The organism is Parahoeflea alexandrii, assembly GCF_027214025.1.
In the GTDB taxonomy this organism is placed as follows: domain Bacteria; phylum Pseudomonadota; class Alphaproteobacteria; order Rhizobiales; family Rhizobiaceae; genus Hoeflea; species Hoeflea alexandrii_A.
Window position 1 is genome coordinate 367,068 of sequence record NZ_JAPWHB010000002.1, and the last position, 17,130, is coordinate 384,197.

Annotated in this window: 15 protein-coding genes; 8 read left to right on the forward strand and 7 right to left on the reverse strand. The window is 62.5% G+C overall.

Annotation, left to right across the window (positions count from 1 at the left end):
• The first annotated feature begins 145 nt into the window (after nt 1–145).
• Entirely contained in the window at nt 146–2,536 is a 2,391-nt protein-coding gene (gene ppsA, locus O4H62_RS07940; protein ID WP_269386838.1) for a phosphoenolpyruvate synthase, read from the forward strand.
• A 62-nt stretch (nt 2,537–2,598) separates the two neighbouring features.
• A complete protein-coding gene (locus O4H62_RS07945; protein WP_269386840.1) occupies nt 2,599–3,546 on the forward strand; it encodes a 1-phosphofructokinase family hexose kinase in 948 nt (315 codons plus the stop codon).
• A gap of 16 nt (nt 3,547–3,562) precedes the next feature.
• On the opposite strand, the gene O4H62_RS07950 is transcribed toward O4H62_RS07945, so the two are convergent.
• From O4H62_RS07950 to arsB, 3 genes are all read right to left on the reverse strand, one after another.
• Nucleotides 3,563–4,495, reverse strand: coding sequence for an L-lactate dehydrogenase (locus O4H62_RS07950; protein ID WP_269386841.1), 933 nt, complete (start codon nt 4,493–4,495; stop codon nt 3,563–3,565).
• A 213-nt stretch (nt 4,496–4,708) separates the two neighbouring features.
• Nucleotides 4,709–6,577 (reverse strand): L,D-transpeptidase family protein, encoded by a 1,869-nt coding sequence (locus O4H62_RS07955; RefSeq protein WP_269386842.1) that lies wholly within the window; start codon nt 6,575–6,577, stop codon nt 4,709–4,711.
• A gap of 254 nt (nt 6,578–6,831) precedes the next feature.
• Complete coding sequence (arsB, locus tag O4H62_RS07960; protein ID WP_269386843.1) at nt 6,832–7,893, reverse strand: ACR3 family arsenite efflux transporter; 1,062 nt, start codon at nt 7,891–7,893, stop codon at nt 6,832–6,834.
• Nucleotides 7,894–8,225: 332 nt separating this feature from the next.
• Here arsB and O4H62_RS07965 point away from each other — a divergent pair, with 332 nt between their 5' ends.
• The 3 genes from O4H62_RS07965 (at nt 8,226) to O4H62_RS07975 (ending at nt 11,876) form a co-directional block, all read left to right on the forward strand.
• The gene (locus O4H62_RS07965) at nt 8,226–9,833 is read left to right on the forward strand and encodes a fumarate hydratase (RefSeq protein WP_269386845.1); all 1,608 of its coding nucleotides are present in this window, start codon (nt 8,226–8,228) and stop codon (nt 9,831–9,833) included.
• 140 nt (nt 9,834–9,973) lie between these two features.
• Nucleotides 9,974–11,044: a GGDEF domain-containing protein gene (locus O4H62_RS07970; protein WP_269386847.1), complete on the forward strand. Its 1,071-nt coding sequence runs from the start codon at nt 9,974–9,976 to the stop codon at nt 11,042–11,044.
• A gap of 211 nt (nt 11,045–11,255) precedes the next feature.
• Nucleotides 11,256–11,876: a L,D-transpeptidase gene (locus O4H62_RS07975; protein ID WP_269386849.1), complete on the forward strand. Its 621-nt coding sequence runs from the start codon at nt 11,256–11,258 to the stop codon at nt 11,874–11,876.
• A gap of 55 nt (nt 11,877–11,931) precedes the next feature.
• Here O4H62_RS07975 and O4H62_RS07980 read toward each other — a convergent pair whose 3' ends face one another.
• Entirely contained in the window at nt 11,932–12,540 is a 609-nt protein-coding gene (locus tag O4H62_RS07980) for a pyridoxamine 5'-phosphate oxidase family protein (RefSeq protein ID WP_269386851.1), read from the reverse strand.
• A complete protein-coding gene (locus O4H62_RS07985; RefSeq protein WP_269386853.1) occupies nt 12,537–13,523 on the reverse strand; it encodes an alpha/beta fold hydrolase in 987 nt (328 codons plus the stop codon). The genes O4H62_RS07980 and O4H62_RS07985 overlap by 4 nt, the downstream gene beginning before the upstream one ends.
• A 46-nt stretch (nt 13,524–13,569) precedes the next feature.
• Between O4H62_RS07985 and O4H62_RS07990 the strand changes: the two genes are divergently transcribed.
• Complete coding sequence (locus tag O4H62_RS07990) at nt 13,570–14,070, forward strand: MarR family winged helix-turn-helix transcriptional regulator (RefSeq protein WP_269386855.1); 501 nt, start codon at nt 13,570–13,572, stop codon at nt 14,068–14,070.
• A 9-nt stretch (nt 14,071–14,079) separates the two neighbouring features.
• On the opposite strand, the gene O4H62_RS07995 is transcribed toward O4H62_RS07990, so the two are convergent.
• Nucleotides 14,080–14,448 carry a DUF971 domain-containing protein gene (locus O4H62_RS07995; RefSeq protein WP_269386857.1) on the reverse strand — a complete coding sequence of 123 codons (369 nt, stop codon included), beginning with the start codon at nt 14,446–14,448 and terminating at the stop codon, nt 14,080–14,082.
• A gap of 174 nt (nt 14,449–14,622) precedes the next feature.
• Here O4H62_RS07995 and moaA point away from each other — a divergent pair, with 174 nt between their 5' ends.
• Complete coding sequence (gene moaA, locus O4H62_RS08000; protein ID WP_269386858.1) at nt 14,623–15,636, forward strand: GTP 3',8-cyclase MoaA; 1,014 nt, start codon at nt 14,623–14,625, stop codon at nt 15,634–15,636.
• 158 nt (nt 15,637–15,794) lie between these two features.
• Entirely contained in the window at nt 15,795–16,703 is a 909-nt protein-coding gene (locus O4H62_RS08005; RefSeq protein WP_269386859.1) for a DMT family transporter, read from the forward strand.
• A 7-nt stretch (nt 16,704–16,710) separates the two neighbouring features.
• Here the strand turns inward: O4H62_RS08005 and O4H62_RS08010 are convergent, their stop codons facing one another.
• Nucleotides 16,711–16,941 (reverse strand): hypothetical protein, encoded by a 231-nt coding sequence (locus O4H62_RS08010; RefSeq protein WP_269386861.1) that lies wholly within the window; start codon nt 16,939–16,941, stop codon nt 16,711–16,713.
• Nucleotides 16,942–17,130 lie beyond the last annotated feature (189 nt).

A 17,130-nucleotide genomic window follows, 5' to 3' on the forward strand; every position in this document is an offset into this window, starting at 1 on the left:
ACCTGCTGATGGACGGTTGCCATCCGCCTCGATCCGATTTCAATCGTTTTGCATCCGGCCTTGACGCACATCAAGGCAACCCGGATTCCCGCTTCTATAGTTGCCTCTCGTTCTGACTGTTTCAATCAGCCTCCGGGAGAGCCGCATGTCCGCAGCCAACAAGAATGTCATCTGGTTTGAAGATCTGTCGCGCGGCGACGTCGGCTTGGTGGGCGGAAAGAATTCGTCGCTGGGCGAAATGGTGCAGCAGTTGGGCAGCAAGGGCATCGACGTGCCGCCCGGCTTCGCCACCACGTCAGACGCCTTCCGCGCCTTCATCAAGGCCAACAATCTCAACCAGGTCATCGCCGACGCGATGGACATGCTCGAAAGCGGCAAGCGCACGCTGGCCGAAACCGGCACGGCGGTCCGCGCCGCAATCGTGGCGGGCGACTGGCCCGAAGACATCCGCGAGGCGATCCTGTCGGCTTACCGCGAACTGTCCGAACGCACCGGCAACAAGGAGCTCTCCGTCGCCGTCCGCTCCTCCGCCACCGCCGAAGACCTGCCCGACGCCAGCTTCGCCGGCCAGCAGGAAACCTTTCTCAACGTCCGCGGCGAAGCCGCGCTGCTGTCGACCTGCCGCCGCTGCTACGCCTCGCTGTTTACCGACCGGGCGATCACCTACCGCAAGATCCAGGGTTTTGATCACAACCAGGTGGCGCTGTCGATCGGCGTGCAGCTGATGGTCCGCTCTGACATTGGCGGCTCCGGCGTGATGTTCTCCATCGACACCGAGTCCGGCTTCGACAAGGTGGTGCTGATCAACGCCGCCTGGGGCCTGGGCGAGAACGTCGTCCAGGGCGCAGTCACTCCCGATGAATACGAGGTCTTCAAGCCGCTGCTCGACAAACCCGGCCTCAAGCCGATTGTCGAGAAGACCTGCGGCGCCAAGGAGATCAAGATGATCTACGCCGGCGCCGAAGGCGGCGAGACGAAGAACGTGCCGACCTCGAAGGCCGAGCGTCAGGCCTATGTGCTGTCCGACGAGGAAATCCTCAACCTCGCCCGCCAGGCGGCGACCATCGAGAAGCATTACGGCCAAGCCATGGACATGGAATGGGCCAAGGACGGCGAGACCGGCAGGCTCTACATCGTCCAGGCCCGGCCCGAGACGGTGCAGTCGCGCATCGATGTAACGGCGCTCAAATCCTACACCATCAAGAAGACCGGCAAGACCCTGCTCACCGGTCTTTCCGTCGGCGCCGCTGTCCGCGCCGGACGCGTCTGCCTGATCGAGAGCGTCAAGGACATCGACAAGTTTGTCGACGGCTCGATCCTGGTGACGTCGACCACCGACCCCGACTGGGTGCCGATCATGAAGCGCGCCACCGCGATTGTCACCGACCACGGCGGCCGCACCTCGCACGCGGCAATCGTCAGCCGCGAACTCGGTCTTCCGGCAATCGTCGGCACCGGCAACGCCACCCACATCCTGCACGACCAGCAGGAGGTCACCATCTCCTGCGCCGGCGGCGAGGAGGGCGCGGTTTACGAGGGCATCGCCGAATACGAGGTCACCGACGTCCGTCTCGACCATGTGCCGCAGACGAAGACGAAGATCATGCTCAACCTCGCCGATCCGTCGGCGGCGTTCCGCTGGTGGCGTCTGCCCGCCGACGGCGTCGGACTTGCGCGCATGGAATTCGTCGTCAATTCCGCCGTCAAGGTGCACCCGATGGCGCTGGTCAATTTCGATACGCTCAAGGACGAAGCCGCCAAGGCCGAGATCGCCGAGCTGACCCGCCGTTATGACAACAAGGGCGACTATTTCGTCGAGACGCTGGCGCGCGGCCTTTCGCGCATCGCCGCCGTCGCTTACCCGAAGCCGGTGATCGTGCGGATGAGCGATTTCAAGACCAATGAATATGCCGAGCTGCTCGGCGGCCGCGCCTTCGAGCCGAAGGAAGAAAACCCGATGATCGGCTTCCGCGGCGCCTCGCGCTATTACTCCGACGCCTACCGCGACGGCTTCGCGCTCGAATGCAGGGCGATCAAGATGCTGCGCGAGGAAATGGGCTTCGACAATGTCGTGGTCATGATCCCGTTCTGCCGCTCGCCCGACGAGGCCGACAAGGTGCTGGCCGTGATGGCCGACAACGGCCTCAAGCGCGGCGAGAACGGGCTTCAGGTCTACGTCATGGGCGAGATCCCGTCCAACGTCATCCGCGCCGCCGAGTTTGCCACCCGCTTCGACGGCTTCTCCATCGGCTCGAACGACCTCACCCAGCTCACCCTCGGCGTCGACCGGGATTCGGGCGAGCTGGCAAACCTGTTCAGCGAGGCCGATCCGGCGGTGATCTGGATGATCGAGACGCTTGTCTCTCGCGCCCACGAGGCGGGTGCGAAAGTCGGGCTGTGCGGCCAGGCACCGTCCAACAACCCGGCATTCGCCAAGATCCTGGTCAAGGCAGGGATCGACACCATCTCGGTGACGCCCGACAGTTTCGTCGCGGTCAAGACCAACGTCGCGGAGGCGGAAAAAGCCGGACAATAATCCGGCCATTCCGCCCTGCCATGGATTGAAACCCCCTGCCCGCCTGTGTGATGGTCCGCTCCATGTCCGACATTCTGACCATCACGCTCAACCCTGCCCTTGACGTGGCAACGTCCGTCGACGCGGTTGTGCCCGGCCCGAAGCTGCGCTGCGCCGAACCGCGCTACGACCCGGGCGGCGGCGGCGTCAATGTCTCCCGGGCGCTGCTGCGGCTTGAGGGAAGCTCACAGGCCTTTGTCGCCTTCGGCGGCGAAACCGGCAGCATGGCGCTGTCGATGCTCAAGGCGGAAGGCATCGACGTCGCCCACTTCCCCACCGCCGGCAACACCCGGCAGTCCTTTGCCATTCTCGATGAAAGCACCGGCAAGCAGTTCCGGTTTCAACTGCCCGGTCCGGTCTGGCAGCCGGACCAGACCGAGCGGATGCGGGCAGCGCTCGAACCACATCTCGCCAAAGGCCGCATCGCCGTGATGTCGGGCAGCCTGCCGCCGGGCGTGCCGGCCGGTATCGCCTCGACCGTCAACCAGATGGTGATCGACAAGGGCGCGCAGCTGTTCCTCGACACCTCCGGCGAGGCGCTGGAGGCAGCTGCCGCCAATCCAGGCCCGCCGTTTGCGCTGCTCCGGATGGACGGCGCGGAGGCGACCGAGGTGTCGGGCAAAAACTTCGCCTCCCCCGCCGAACTCGCCGATTATGGCCGCGAGCTGATACGCTCGGGCGCAGCGGAACGGCTGGTCATGTCGATCGGCGCCCAAGGCACCGTCGGGGTGACGGTGGACGACCGTTTCTTCTGCTGCCCGCCGAAGATCGAGACACTGAGCGCGGTCGGCGCCGGCGACAGCATGGTCGCTGCCATCGCGCTCGAACTGTCACGCGGCGGCAGCTTCCGCGATGCCGTCCGCCACGGCGTCGCCGCCGCCGGATCAGCTGTCATGACGCCCGCCACGCAGTTGTGCTCGAAGGCAACGGCGGACGAGATTCTGGAGAAGGTGGTGACTGAGGAGATTTGAGGGGCGGATCGCCGCCTCAGAACTCGAGTTTCGACGAGAACCCCGAAATCACCTCGGCGCTGCGTTTGAGCGCCGCGCGTTCGCTCGCATCCAGATCGGGCATCAGCGTGGCGATGATGCCTTCGCGGCCGACGATGCGCGGCAGCGACAGAGGCACGTCCCGGACGCCCTCGATGTCTTCATTGACCTGTGAGACGCTGAGCACGGTGCGTTCGTCATCGATGATCGAGCCGACGATGCGGGCAAGCCCGGCGCCGATGCCGTACCAGGTTGCCCCCTTGCCCTCTATGATGGTGTAGGCCGCCCCCTTGACCTGTTCGGCGATACTGGTCCGCGCCGCCACATCGAGCGGCCGGCCGATCTGCCTGGCGAAGGAGACGATCGGCACGCTGCCGGCCATGGCGCTCGACCAGACAGCGACTTCGCTGTCGCCATGCTCGCCCAGCACATAGGCATGCACGGAATTGGGGGCGATGCCCAGATGATCGCCGAGCAGCGTTCTCAGCCGCGCAGTATCGAGAATGGTGCCCGAACCGATCACCCGCTCGGGCGGCAGGCCGGAGATGCGCTGCGCGATGAAGGTCATCACATCGAGAGGATTGGTGGCGATCAGAAGGATGGCGTCGGGCGCAGCCCTCATGATGCCGCCGATGACGGACCGGAACACCTCGACATTGCGTCCGAGCAGCGCCAGCCGGCTTTCGCCCGGCTTCTGGCTGACGCCGGCGGCGATGATCACCACGGCGGCGTCCCTGAGGTCCGCATAGTCCCCGGCGTGGATGGCAACCGTGGTGGCGAACGGCGTGGCGTGGGCAATGTCCTGCGCCTGGGCCAGCGCCAGCGCCGGGTTGGCGTCGACCAGCACGATCTCCGTGCCCACGCCCAGAAGCGCCATGGCATAGCCCGCGGCACTTCCGACCATTCCGGTTCCGACGATTCCGATCTTCATCCGCTCTGTGCTCCGCAGGTTAACCGGCGCGCACTTCCCGCGCCCGCCGATCCTCCTAGCAGGAAACATCGCTCCGCACTGTGACAGAAGTCAAATCGACCGCGCCGCAAGCCACCCTGCCCCGGATCGCCGGAGGCAGCGCGGCGCTACACCCCGCACAGCCAGCCAGAATGCAGATGCCCGCGGGTCACAGCCTCGCGCGGTGGCGCGAGGTCAGGAGCTTCGGGCAGCCTCGGTGGCGTCAATCGCCTTGCGCAGATAGTTGTCGCGGCCATAGACATCGGCGAAATATTCAACCGTCCCGGCATCATCCGGCCACGCGGTGAAATAGGCCACATGCACCGGGATCTTCGTCGAAAGCTGCACCTGCTTGTTCTGCCCGCCGGCAATGTGGCTGCCGATATCGGCGACAGATGTGCCGAGTACCTTGGCAGCCATGGCGCGCGGATCGTGCAGCCGGATGCAGCCGTGGCTCAAGGCGCGGGTGTCGCGCTGAAACAGGGATTTTGACGGCGTGTCGTGCATGTAGATCGCGTGGCTGTTGGGGAACAGGATCTTCAATTCGCCCAGCGCGTTGCCGTCGCTTGGCGGCTGGCGCACGCCGATGCCGCTGCCCTTGCCGACGGCATTCCAGTTGACCGAACTCGACGAGACCGCGCGGCCGCCCGAGGTGACCTCATAGCCGAGCCGGTCGAGATAGGACGGGTCGGCCCTCAGCTTCGGCAGCATCTCGTTGATGATGATCGACTGCGGCACGCCCCAGTAGGGATTGAACTCGACGAGTTCGATGGTGTCGTCGAAGAAATAGGTCTGGTTGGACTTGGAGCCGACAACGACCCGCATCGACAGATCCGACTTGCCGCCTTCGAAATAGGTTGCGGTATAGGCCGGCTGGTTGATGAACACCCGCCGCGAGGCCAGCACGCCCGGTAGCCAGCGCGCCCGCTCCATCGCCAGTTTCACCTTCTCGATCTTGTCCGCATTGGTGATGCCGACCATGGCACGGCGGGTCGCCGGGCCGACGACGCCGTCGGGTTTGAGGCCGGCTTCCTTCTGGAACGCCTTGACCAGCGAGACCAGCTCCTCGTCATATTCGGGTTTGCCGGCATAGCTCGCAAACAAGAGCGCATGGTCGGTCTTCAGCGCATCGCTGCCCTTCATTTCGATCGCAGCAATCACATTGGCAAGCTCGGGATTTGATTGCCCCGGCTTGAGCAGCAGATCCGCGGCGATTTCGATGCGCGCGCCGTCATCGAGATCCTTGAGCCGCTTGAGTTCCGCTTTCAACGCCTCGAAATGCGCGCCTTGCGGGTTTTGCGCAACAAGCGCCTCGGCCGGATCGGCAGCCTTCGACAGCGCTTCGAGCTGCCTGGCCAGATCCGGGGTCTTGCGCTTGAAATCGTGATAGCCGGAGATCCGGTTGGGATCGACCCGGCCGCGCGTGGCGTCGAGCATGTAGTTGGCGACCGCGACCGACAGCTTCATCTCGAAGGCCATCAGCTCCTTCTGGCGTTCGGTGCCCTGCGTGACATCAAATGCGTCGGCGGGTGCGTCGACCCTGTAGTCTGCTGCCGACAGGCCAACTTCATCGGCAGCATTGAGCACGTCGATCACCGCCCGGGCGCGATCCGTGATCGATGTTCCCGCCACCCAGATGTAGCCCGGATGGATGGAGTAATATTCGACCACCGCCTCGGCTGCCTCCGGCAACGCCTTGAGCGACAGATCCGCCAGAGCCGGTCGTCCTTCGGCGAACGGATCGATGCCGAGCGGCGACAGTGCCATGTCGTCGATCCCACCGGTCACCACGGGATCGGCGATCTTGCCGAAATCGACCTTGACCAGGGTATCGGGCTTGTAGGCCCGGTAGCTTGGTCCGCTGATCCGGGTGACGGGCTTTGGCGCAACGGCCTGCTGCTGAGCCTGTTCGCGCGCCATCTGCTCGCGCTTCCGCTGGGCCGGGCTCTTGAAGAGGGCGTCGAGCAGGCCCTGGGCCTGAACCGGCGGCGTTGCTGCCACCACGCCGGTAAAAGTGACCGCGATGGCGATCAACGCCACGCCTGCACGCATCTTGATACTCATGCCCAACCCAGATTGTTATGCAAGGCCCGAGGGCCCCGCGCGTTCCGACAATATTGCCAAGTTCGCCCGAACACTAACAAATCAACACGGCAATGGAAAGAATGACTGATGGTTTCAATCCGCAGAATTGTCACCCTTTCGTGAGCAGGCCGGACAACCGGACTGTCGCGAAAACGCCTCCGGCTCATGATACAGCACATTTCGTCGATACCAGAAAACCGTGCCGTCCGTGGTCCGCCAGGGTGGCGGAAGCATCAATCCGGCGTGTCTGCCGCACCGCGCCGGGCAAGGGCCGGCGCCATCTCGTACCAGCCCTTCGACCGGTTGACGATAAACACCAGGGACAACATGACGGGAACCTCGATGAGCACCCCGACCACGGTGGCGAGTGCTGCGCCGGACTCAAAGCCGAACAGGCTGATCGCCACGGCGACCGCCAGCTCGAAGAAATTACTGGCTCCGATCAGCGCCGACGGTCCGGCGATCACGTGGGTCTCGCCGACCACACGGTTGGCGATATAGCCGATGCCGAAGATCAGGTAGGTCTGGATGATGATCGGCACGGACAGAAGCACGATGATCAGCGGCTGTGCCAGGATCGCCTGGCCCTGAAACGCAAACAGCACGACCAGCGTCGCCAGCAGCGCCACGATGGACAGCGGCTGCAGTTTCGACAGGAGCCCCTGCAGCGCGGCCTCTCCGCCGGATGCCAGAAGCCGGTTGCGCAGAACCTGGGCGATGATCACCGGCACCACGATGTAGAGCATGACGGACAGAAGCAGGGTCTGCCACGGCACAGTGATCGCCGAAATGCCCAGAAGCAGCGCAACGATCGGGGCGAAGGCAATCACCATCACCAGGTCATTCACCGTCACCTGGCTCAGTGTGAACAGCGGATCTCCCCTGGTCAGGTTGCTCCAGACAAACACCATCGCCGTGCAGGGTGCGGCGCCAAGCAGGATCAGGCCGGCGATGTAGCTGTTGATCTGCTCGGAGGGCAGATAAGGCAGGAACAGCCATCCGATGAAAAACCATGCCATGACCGCCATGGTGAAGGGCTTGATCGCCCAGTTGACGATGAGGGTGACCGAGATGCCGCGCCAGTGCCGGCTGACCTGCCCCAGCGACCCGAAATCGATCTTGACCAGCATCGGGATGATCATCAGCCAGATCAGCACCGCGACCGGCAGGTTGACATTGGCGATCTCGGCGGATCCGATGGCCTGGAAAACGGCCGGGAAGGCGTATCCGAGGCCAATCCCCGCCACGATGCAAAAGGCGACCCAGAGTGTCAGGTAGCGTTCAAATGTCGACATGTCGTACTCCCGGGCACCGATTCGGGCAGGCAAACGCGTCTGCCCTGATCACGATATCAAAGCCTCGCGCCACTAAAACGATTCATCCACTTCGATATGTCATGATATTTTGATATATACAAGAGCACCTTCGTCCCTGTACCCAAAGCGCAATTGCAATTCATCCGCCTTCATCCTAAGACCGGGCCTTCAGACGAATGCATGTCGCGCTCAAACGGTTTCATGTAAGCGACAACGCGCATGCATTGATTCAACAATTTGAAGCGGCCTTTGCGCATCCAATTGGATACGCGGCATTGCAGGCGACTAACAGGCGACCGGAAAGGTATCCCGTGGCAAACGATCTCTTCCCCCTTGGACCCGACACCACACCCTGGAAAAAACTGACCGACAAGCATGTCGGCGTCGAGGAATTCCGCGGCCAGGAAATACTGACGGTGGACACCGACGGTTTGCGTCTTCTTGCCGAAGCGGCTTTCGGCGACATCAACCATCTGCTCCGCCCCGGCCATCTCAAGCAACTGGCGGCCATCCTCGACGATCCGGAAGCCACCGAGAACGACCGTTTTGTCGCCTTCGACCTGCTCAAGAACGCCAATATCGCCGCCGGCGGCGTGCTACCGATGTGCCAGGACACCGGCACCGCGATCATCATGGCCAAGAAGGGCCGCAAGGTCTGGACCGAGGGCGGCGATTACGAGGCGCTGGCCGGCGGCGTGATGGACGCCTACGAGCGCCGCAACCTTCGCTACTCGCAGCTCGCTCCCCTTTCCATGTTCGAGGAGAAGAACACCAAGACCAACCTGCCGGCCCAGATCGACATTTATGAAGAGGGCGAGGACAGCTACGACTTCCTGTTTGTCGCCAAGGGCGGCGGTTCGGCCAACAAGACCTTTCTCTACCAGGGCACGCCGTCGCTCTTGACCCATGACCGGATAATCGAGTTCCTGCGCGAAAAGATCCTGACGCTGGGCACCGCGGCCTGCCCGCCCTATCACCTGGCGATCGTCATCGGCGGCACCAGCGCCGAGATGAACCTCAAGACCCTCAAGCTCGCCTCGACCAAGTATCTTGACGAACTGCCAACCAGCGGCTCGGACTCCGGTCACGCCTTCCGCGACCTCGAAATGGAAGCCGAAGTCCACAAGCTGACCCAGCAGATGGGCGTCGGCGCGCAGTTCGGCGGCAAATATTTCTGTCACGATGTCCGCGTCATCCGCCTTCCCCGCCACGGCGCCTCGCTGCCGATCGGTCTCGGTGTCTCCTGCTCGGCCGACCGCCAGGCCAAGGGCAGGATCACCAAGGACGGCATCTTCCTTGAGCAGTTGGAAGCCGATCCGTCAAAATACCTGCCGGAAATCGACGAGAACAAGCTCTCCGAACACGTGGTCAAGATCGACCTGAACCGGCCAATGAGCGAGATCCTGGCTGAATTGTCCAAGCACCCGATCAAGACGCAAGTGTCGCTCACCGGCTCGATCATCGTTGCCCGCGACCTGGCGCATTCGAAGATACGCGCGCGCCTGGAAGCCGGCGAAGAGATGCCCGACTATCTCAAGAACCACCCGGTCTACTATGCCGGTCCCGCCAAAACGCCCGAAGGCTATGCGTCCGGTTCCTTCGGCCCCACCACCGCGGGCCGCATGGATTCCTATGTCGATCAGTTCCAGTCCTTCGGCGGCTCCATGGTCATGCTCGCCAAGGGCAACCGGTCGCGCTCTGTGCGCGAAGCCTGCGCCCGGCATGGCGGCTTCTATCTTGGATCGATCGGCGGCCCGGCGGCCCGCCTGGCACAGGACTGCATCCGGAAAGTCGAGATCGTCGAGTACCCCGAACTCGGCATGGAGGCGATCTGGCGGATCGAAGTCGAAAATTTTCCGGCCTTTATCGTGATCGACGACAAGGGCAATGATTTCTTCAAGGAATTGAATTTAGGCTAGAATTCCAAAACCATCGCGGTTTTTGCATATCCACGGGTGAGCAACGGGGCTGAAAGCCTCGTTGCCATTAATATTTCCCCAAGATTTTACCCGTAAGAATAACGGCCACTAGAGCTATGAAAGCCATTCTGGGGACGACAATGACGGTATCGCCGACGAACAAGGTCCATTCGATGGACACGGCCACCTTGGTGCTCGCCACCATGCGCCGTAGAGGCATTTCCGGTCTGCCGCGGAACTACGAACTGGTCTACGAAGCGCTCAATGCATCCAACCCGACCCTGACGAAACAGTTTGAGGCGCTTGGCCGCAATCCGGCCCAGGACGATCTCGATGCGTTGGGCAAGAAGGTTTTCCCCCATCACTACCGCACCGGCGTGGTGGAAGGGGCTCACGACAAGATTTCCGGCGAACTCGATGGCATGCTGCGGCTGCTCAAGCAGGAGCAGTCGTCGATGGAGAGCTACTCGAAGCTGCTCGGCGAAGCCTACAACCGCATCTCCACCAAGAGCATGGCCAGCGCCGAGATTCTCAACAACGTCATCAGCGTCCTGACCAATGCCACCGGCGACAGCATGGAAAAGGGCAAGGTCGTTGTCGAACATATGGTCGAACGCGCCCGCGAGATGGAACAGGTCAAGCTCGAGCTCGACGAGTACAAGCGCATCGCCAACACCGATCCGCTGACCCGCCTGGCCAACCGCCGGGCCTTCGACGAGGTCCTGGCCAACATCTACAACGAACAGCGCAACGCGATGTATTATGCGCTGATTGTCGCCGATATCGACCATTTCAAGAAATTCAACGACACCTACGGCCATCCGGTCGGCGACCGCGTGCTCGGCGTTGTCGCGGCGGTGATGAAAAGCACGCTGCGCAAGGATGTCTTCATCTCGCGCACCGGCGGCGAGGAATTCGCGGTGATCCTTGAGGGAACCAGCCTCGAAATCACCATGGAAATCGCCGAACGCCTGCGCAAGGCCGTCGAAGCCACGCCGCTGCGGAACCAGAAAACCGGCGTCAATTACGGGCCGATCACCCTGTCCCTCGGAATTTGCATGGCCAGCGATGCCGACAGCGCCGAGGAACTCTACAACAAGGCAGACGTGGCGCTCTATACCGCCAAGCATAGCGGCCGCAACAGAACGCAGCTTTACAAGCCGGAGCTGAACCAGGATTTCGAAAAGAACTGGGCGATCTACAAGTCCTGATTGTCTCCTTCAGAATACAGACGTAAAACGCCGCCCATTTTGCAGCGCCAGACAGTACATTTTGGCAAAGACAATCCGCTCCAAGCTGGACAGTCCGCAGCGAAGCAGTTACCCATAAGCATCATGGGTCGGGGTCTTGTCTGCGGATTGGCTGAGGCCTTGCTCAAGCAACGAGTCTCGCCCTCTTTCAACGACAGCTCCGGATCGTAACATGAAACGTATGATATCTTCCGCTATTCTCGCCCTATGCCTGATGGCGCCTGCTTCCGTCCAGGCCCAGCCGGCCGGCCAGACCTCCTCTGATTCCAAGTCCCTGCTGCAGTTGCTGTTTCCGCCCTCGGAAAACTACAACAAGCACCGCCGCTCGGACAAATCGCCGATCAAGCGCAAGGTCATCTCGTTCAAGGAGAACCATGCGGAAGGCACCATCATCATCGACACCTCCGACCGGCGGCTCTACCACGTTGTCGGCAAGGGCAAGGCGATGGCCTACGGCATCGGCGTCGGCCGTGACGGCTTTACCTGGCAGGGCACCAACAAGATCACCCGCAAGGCCGAATGGCCGGGCTGGACGCCGCCCCAGGTGATGCGGGACCGGGTCAAGCGCCAGGAAGGCCGCGTTCTGCCGGCCTACATGGAGGGCGGACCGGACAATCCGCTCGGTGCGCGCGCCATGTATATCGGCTCGACCATTTACCGCATTCACGGTACCAACCAGCCCTGGACCATCGGCCAGGCGATGTCGTCTGGCTGCATCCGCATGGCCAACGATGATGTCACTCATCTCTATGACCAGGTGAACATCGGCACCAGGGTGATCGTCCGGAACTGACCGGATCATCCAGGTTGAAACAATGAAAAACCGGCCCTAGCGGCCGGTTTTTTTGTCACCACATGCTGTTCTTCGCCCGCTCGGGCCAGTCCCTGTCGTAAGTCAAGCTGTCGAAGTCCTGCTTGAGCTCCCGCATCAGGCTCCCCGGCGTCGGCAGATCGCTGACATCCGGCCAGGCGTTCTGGTCCCAGATCCGGGCGCGCATCAGTGCCCGCGCGCACTGGAAGTAGATTTCGCCGACACTGACGACGATCGCCGACCGCGGCAGCTTGCCCTCCATCGCGAGACTTTCGAGCAGCTCCGGGTCGACCGAGATCTCGGCCCTGCCGTTGACCCTCAGCGTGGTGTTGGAACCGGGGATGAGGAAGAGCAGTGCAACCCGCCCGTCCCGCACGATGTTGCGCAGCGAATCGATCCGGTTGTTGCCGCGCCGGTCGGGCAGCACCAGGGTGCGGTCATCGAGGATGGTCATCACCGCGCCCGGATCGCCGCGCGGCGAGCAGTCCAGCCCCTCCGGCCCGCATGTCGCAAGCGCCACGATCGGCGAGGCTTCGATCAGCCGGCGATAGCCTGAGGTCAACCGGTCGCTCACCTTGATCAGCGACGCTTCCGATGTCTCTCCATAGATCGCATCGAGTTCAGCAACCGTTTTGACAATGCTCACGCGAGCCTCCGTACGCTCCTGTCTTCGCTGGCCGTCAACCTATTCGGTTCGCTCGAACATGGAAGGGGCAGACCGACGATTTCCGCAGCCCTGCCCTCCTCGCCCAAGAAGGCGACGACCGCCTGGATGACCGGTTCGGCGGCAACGATGCGCCGGTGACCGAAGCCGCTGGCTTTCATCAGCCTGACATGCGGTCCGATCCCGGCGATCGCCTCGGCATTGGAAAACGCCACTTCCTTGTCGTCCTCGGCATGGATCGCCAGCGTCCGGACTGGAACATCATGCATCATCCGGTCTACCCGGAACTCGGACAGCGGCCTGCCTGCAAACCGCAACACCTGGCGCTCGAACGCACTTTGCGCGGCAGCGCCAAGCCCCATCAGCTTTCCCGCCCAACGGAACACGTCGGCCATGTTGGAAGGAGCCGCGATGGTGACAATGCGGTCCGGACGCCGCTGCGGCACGTGCAGGATAGACCCCGCCGCCGCAGCCATCACCGATGGTCCGCCGAAGGAATGGCCGACAAAAGCATCAAACGGCCCGTGCTGGCGCCAGGCCGCGTCGATGGCTTCCACCGCCTTGCCCAGATGCAGGGTTTTGCCGGTTGACGCGCCGTGCCCCGGAAGATCAAGGCACACCACGGTGTGCCCGGCCGCAACCAGCGCGTCGGCGAGCGCGATCATGTGATCGCTGCGCGACCTGTAGCCGTGCACCACCAGAACCTTCTGCCCGCCAGGCGCCGGGGTCTGCGGCCGGAACACGTGGGTGGCGACGACACTGCCGGCAATCACCAGGCGCACGGTCTCGCTCCGGGCCATGCGCGCTTCGGCAAGCGCCAGCGCCTTTCGCTCCTTATCGCTCTGCGGCTTGGTCGAGCGTGTGCGGGTAAACAGCCAGAACGCCAACTCCCCGGCCTTTTCCGGCGATTGCGCGGCAACAAGACGAAGCGCCGCACGGGTGACCTTTTCAACAAGAGATGCCATAGTGGGGTTTCCAGATTGGTTCAACTATGAACAGAATTGTACAACCATGAACAAAAATCAAGCCCTGCCTTGGGAGAACCCGCGTTTTCACAACTGGATCGCCGTGGCCCGCGCCTGCCAGGTGATGGGCTTGAGCCTGGCGCGGGCGCTTCAGCCGCTCGACCTCAAGCCGCCGCACCTCGACATTCTGGTCAACCTGTTCCGCGCGCCGGGGATCTCCCAGCAGGATCTTGCAGACAAGCTGCTGGTTGGCCGCTCGAACCTGTCGATGCTGTTGCCGCAGCTTGAAAAACGCGGGCTTCTGGTCAGGCGCGGCGACCCGCAGGACCGGCGCATCCTGCGGCTTGAACTGACACCTTCGGGAACCGACGTGACATTGCAGGCGATCGCCATCCAGTCCGAACTGATCGACCGCACCATGAAGACGGCGAGCACGGATGAGTGCAACCTGGTTGGCGAGGTGATGACGCGGATCATCCACGAGCTGACGCGACCGGACACCGTCGAGGAAGGTCAGGCCGACGAACCCGGGCGCAAGAAGGCCTAGGCTACTGTCTCAACGCGTTCTCGACATGCCCTTGTCCGCCAGTTCGGCAATGTATTCGGCCCAGCGCTCCTCCTTCGCCTCGCCAATCTCGGAGAGGAAATTCCAGGTGAAGATGCCGCTGTCATGGCCGTCGTCGAACACCAGCCGAACGGCATAATTGCCGACCGGCAGCACCTTCGAGATGGTCACGCCGGACTTGCCGCCGACAGTCACCCTCTGCGCCGGAGAATGCCCCTGCACTTCCGCCGAGGGCGAGCGGACCCTGAGCAGTTCGGCCTCGATGCCATAGCTGCGATCGTCGGTGAAACGGACCGTCAGCATGCGGCGGTCGGGAGAGACCCGTAATTCCTTGGGCCATGCCGTTTCATGAACGCTCATCGGTCGTAGTCCTCATTTTCTTCGCATTTGTGGCTGATCTAGAACCGATCCGGCCCGATCACAAGCCGAAGCCGTCAAAACTCACCGTGATGGTGCCAATCGGTTTGGCCCGCCCCCTTGACGTGCCACCGCTGGATGACGACATTGCAATCAACCAATGAAGGATCCTCCGCCATGGAAGACACCGCAGCACCGACCATGATCGACCCGTTCGGCCGCGCGGTGAACTATCTCCGGGTGTCGGTCACCGACCGCTGCGATTTCCGCTGCACCTACTGCATGGCGGAAAACATGACGTTCCTGCCCAAGAAGGATCTTCTCACGCTGGAGGAACTCGACCGGGTCTGCACGGTTTTTGTCGAGAAGGGCGTGCGCAAGATCCGCCTCACCGGCGGCGAGCCACTGGTGCGCAAGAACATCATGGCCTTTGTTCGCCAGGTCGGCCGCCACATCGACGCCGGCCGCATGGATGAGCTGACGCTGACCACCAACGGTTCCCAGCTCGCCCGCTTCTCCTCCGAGCTTTACGATTGCGGCGTTCGCCGCATCAACGTGTCGATCGACACGCTCGATCCGGACAAATTCCGCAAGATCACCCGCTGGGGCGAACTCGACAAGGTGCTCGAGGGCGTGCGCGCCGCCCAGGCCGCGGGCCTGAAGATCAAGATCAACGCCGTGGCGCTCAAGGGCTTCAACGACACCGCGATCCCCGAAATGCTCAAATGGGCGCATGACCAGGGCATGGACATGACCGTGATCGAGACCATGCCGATGGGCGAGATCGACGAGGACCGCACCGACCAGTACATGCCGCTGTCGCTTCTGAGGAGCAATCTGGCCAAGCAGTTCACGCTCGAGGACATTCCGTTCCGCACCGGCGGCCCCGCCCGCTACGTGACGGTCAAGGAGACCGGCGGCAAACTCGGCTTCATCACCCCGATGACCCACAATTTCTGCGAAAGCTGCAACCGGGTGCGCCTGACCTGCACCGGCACGCTCTACATGTGCCTGGGCCAGAACGATGCGGCCGACCTGCGCTCGCCGCTGCGTACCTCCGAAGGCAACGAGCTCCTGTCGGCGGCCATCGACGAGGCCATCACCCGCAAGCCCAAAGGCCATGACTTCATCATCGACCGGACGACCAAGCAGCCGGCCGTCGCCCGCCACATGAGCGTCACCGGCGGCTGATCGCCTGCAGCGGCTTCACGCGGCGGCGGGTTCCGAGGCCCGCGACTGATCAATTTCCGTGATGGACCGGCAGTCCTGGCTGACTGTGTCGCCTGCCGCAACAATGCTATGAAGCGGGTTGAGCCAGCGATTCCATGCCGGCCGTTTCCGGATGTATCATGGCCATTTCCCCCAATATGCGCGGCGCGTTGTTCATGTCCCTGTCGATGGCGGGGTTCACGTTCAACGATTCCATCGTCAAGCTGCTGACCAACGATATGAACGTCGCCCAGGTGATCCTTCTGCGCGGTGCGGTGGCCTCGCTGCTGATCTACCTGCTGGCCCGGCAGCGCCGCGCGCTCCGTCCGCTGCGCATCCTGCTCGACCCTTGGGTGGCGATCCGGGTCATTGGCGAACTCGGCGGCACGCTGACCTTCCTGGTCGGACTGTCCCACATCCCGCTGGCCAACGCATCGGCAATCCTCCAGGCCCTCCCCCTCGCCGTCACCATGGCCGCGGCGCTGTTTCTGTCCGAGCCTGTCGGATGGAGACGCTGGGGCGCCATTCTAACCGGTTTTGTCGGGGTCCTGATCATCGTGCGGCCAGGGCTGGAAGGCTTTTCTCCCTATGCGCTTATGATTGTCGGCACCGTCATCTTCGCCGCCGTGCGCGACATCGCCACGCGCAAGATCGATGCCGCCATTCCGTCGCTGTTCCTGTCAACGGTCACGGCGGCGGGCGTGGCCGTCGCCGGCCTTGTGCTGATCGGGCCGATGGGCGGCTGGAGCCCGGTGTCCGCGGCAGATTTCGGCCTGATCTGCCTCGCCGCCTGCCTGCTGCTGGTCGGCTACCAGTTCATCATCATGTCGATGCGCGAGGGCGAGATCTCGTTCATCGCTCCGTTCCGCTACACCAGCTTCATCTGGGCCCTGCTCCTGGGAATGGTGGTGTTTGGCGAGTACCCGGATGCCTTCATGATCGCCGGGGGCGTTATCGTCATCGGTTCGGGTCTCTACACGCTCTACCGCGAACGCATCAGGAGCACGGCCAAGCCTGCGGCCCGGGCGGCTCCCCGTCACTTACCTTGAAACTCACCTACCGGGACGCGGAAATTGGCTTGGAGGAAAAACCTTCATCCACTTCAGGGAGTGAGGCTTCCTTGGCTGAAGTGTTGACATTGACGACCGAACGGATACTTCCAGAAGGCTTCGGGCCTGAACGGCGCGCCGCTTCATTGTCCAGTTCGGAGAGCAACTTGACATGCATACAATCACCCCAGGCTGCATTGCAGAAGGGACATTGGTCAAATTCGCCGTTGCCGGACATCTGGCTTCACCCGATCCAACATCAGATTCCATTAACAACAAACACCCTAGGAATCCACTGCTTTTAAGTTGTCCTATCAGAATCAAAAAGTAAAACGTATTCGCCCGACGTGCAACCGCGCGGTAACTTGTTCCACATCAATGAAGGCCCCGACGCACAAACCTCATTCAAGCATTAGTTCGTGTGCGC

What these genes read in the sequence shown, in the direction of transcription:
- O4H62_RS08005 (WP_269386859.1), top strand. Translation starts at nt 15,795, where the DNA reads ATGGCCATTTCCCCCAATATGCGCGGCGCGTTGTTCATGTCCCTGTCG.
- O4H62_RS07985 (WP_269386853.1), bottom strand. Translation starts at nt 13,523, where the DNA reads ATGGCATCTCTTGTTGAAAAGGTCACCCGTGCGGCGCTTCGTCTTGTT.
- O4H62_RS07990 (WP_269386855.1), top strand. Translation starts at nt 13,570, where the DNA reads ATGAACAAAAATCAAGCCCTGCCTTGGGAGAACCCGCGTTTTCACAAC.
- O4H62_RS07975 (WP_269386849.1), top strand. Translation starts at nt 11,256, where the DNA reads ATGAAACGTATGATATCTTCCGCTATTCTCGCCCTATGCCTGATGGCG.
- O4H62_RS07950 (WP_269386841.1), bottom strand. Translation starts at nt 4,495, where the DNA reads ATGAAGATCGGAATCGTCGGAACCGGAATGGTCGGAAGTGCCGCGGGC.
- O4H62_RS07970 (WP_269386847.1), top strand. Translation starts at nt 9,974, where the DNA reads ATGACGGTATCGCCGACGAACAAGGTCCATTCGATGGACACGGCCACC.
- ppsA (WP_269386838.1), top strand. Translation starts at nt 146, where the DNA reads ATGTCCGCAGCCAACAAGAATGTCATCTGGTTTGAAGATCTGTCGCGC.
- O4H62_RS07995 (WP_269386857.1), bottom strand. Translation starts at nt 14,448, where the DNA reads ATGAGCGTTCATGAAACGGCATGGCCCAAGGAATTACGGGTCTCTCCC.
- moaA (WP_269386858.1), top strand. Translation starts at nt 14,623, where the DNA reads ATGGAAGACACCGCAGCACCGACCATGATCGACCCGTTCGGCCGCGCG.
- O4H62_RS07955 (WP_269386842.1), bottom strand. Translation starts at nt 6,577, where the DNA reads ATGAGTATCAAGATGCGTGCAGGCGTGGCGTTGATCGCCATCGCGGTC.
- arsB (WP_269386843.1), bottom strand. Translation starts at nt 7,893, where the DNA reads ATGTCGACATTTGAACGCTACCTGACACTCTGGGTCGCCTTTTGCATC.
- O4H62_RS08010 (WP_269386861.1), bottom strand. Translation starts at nt 16,941, where the DNA reads ATGTCCGGCAACGGCGAATTTGACCAATGTCCCTTCTGCAATGCAGCC.
- O4H62_RS07945 (WP_269386840.1), top strand. Translation starts at nt 2,599, where the DNA reads ATGTCCGACATTCTGACCATCACGCTCAACCCTGCCCTTGACGTGGCA.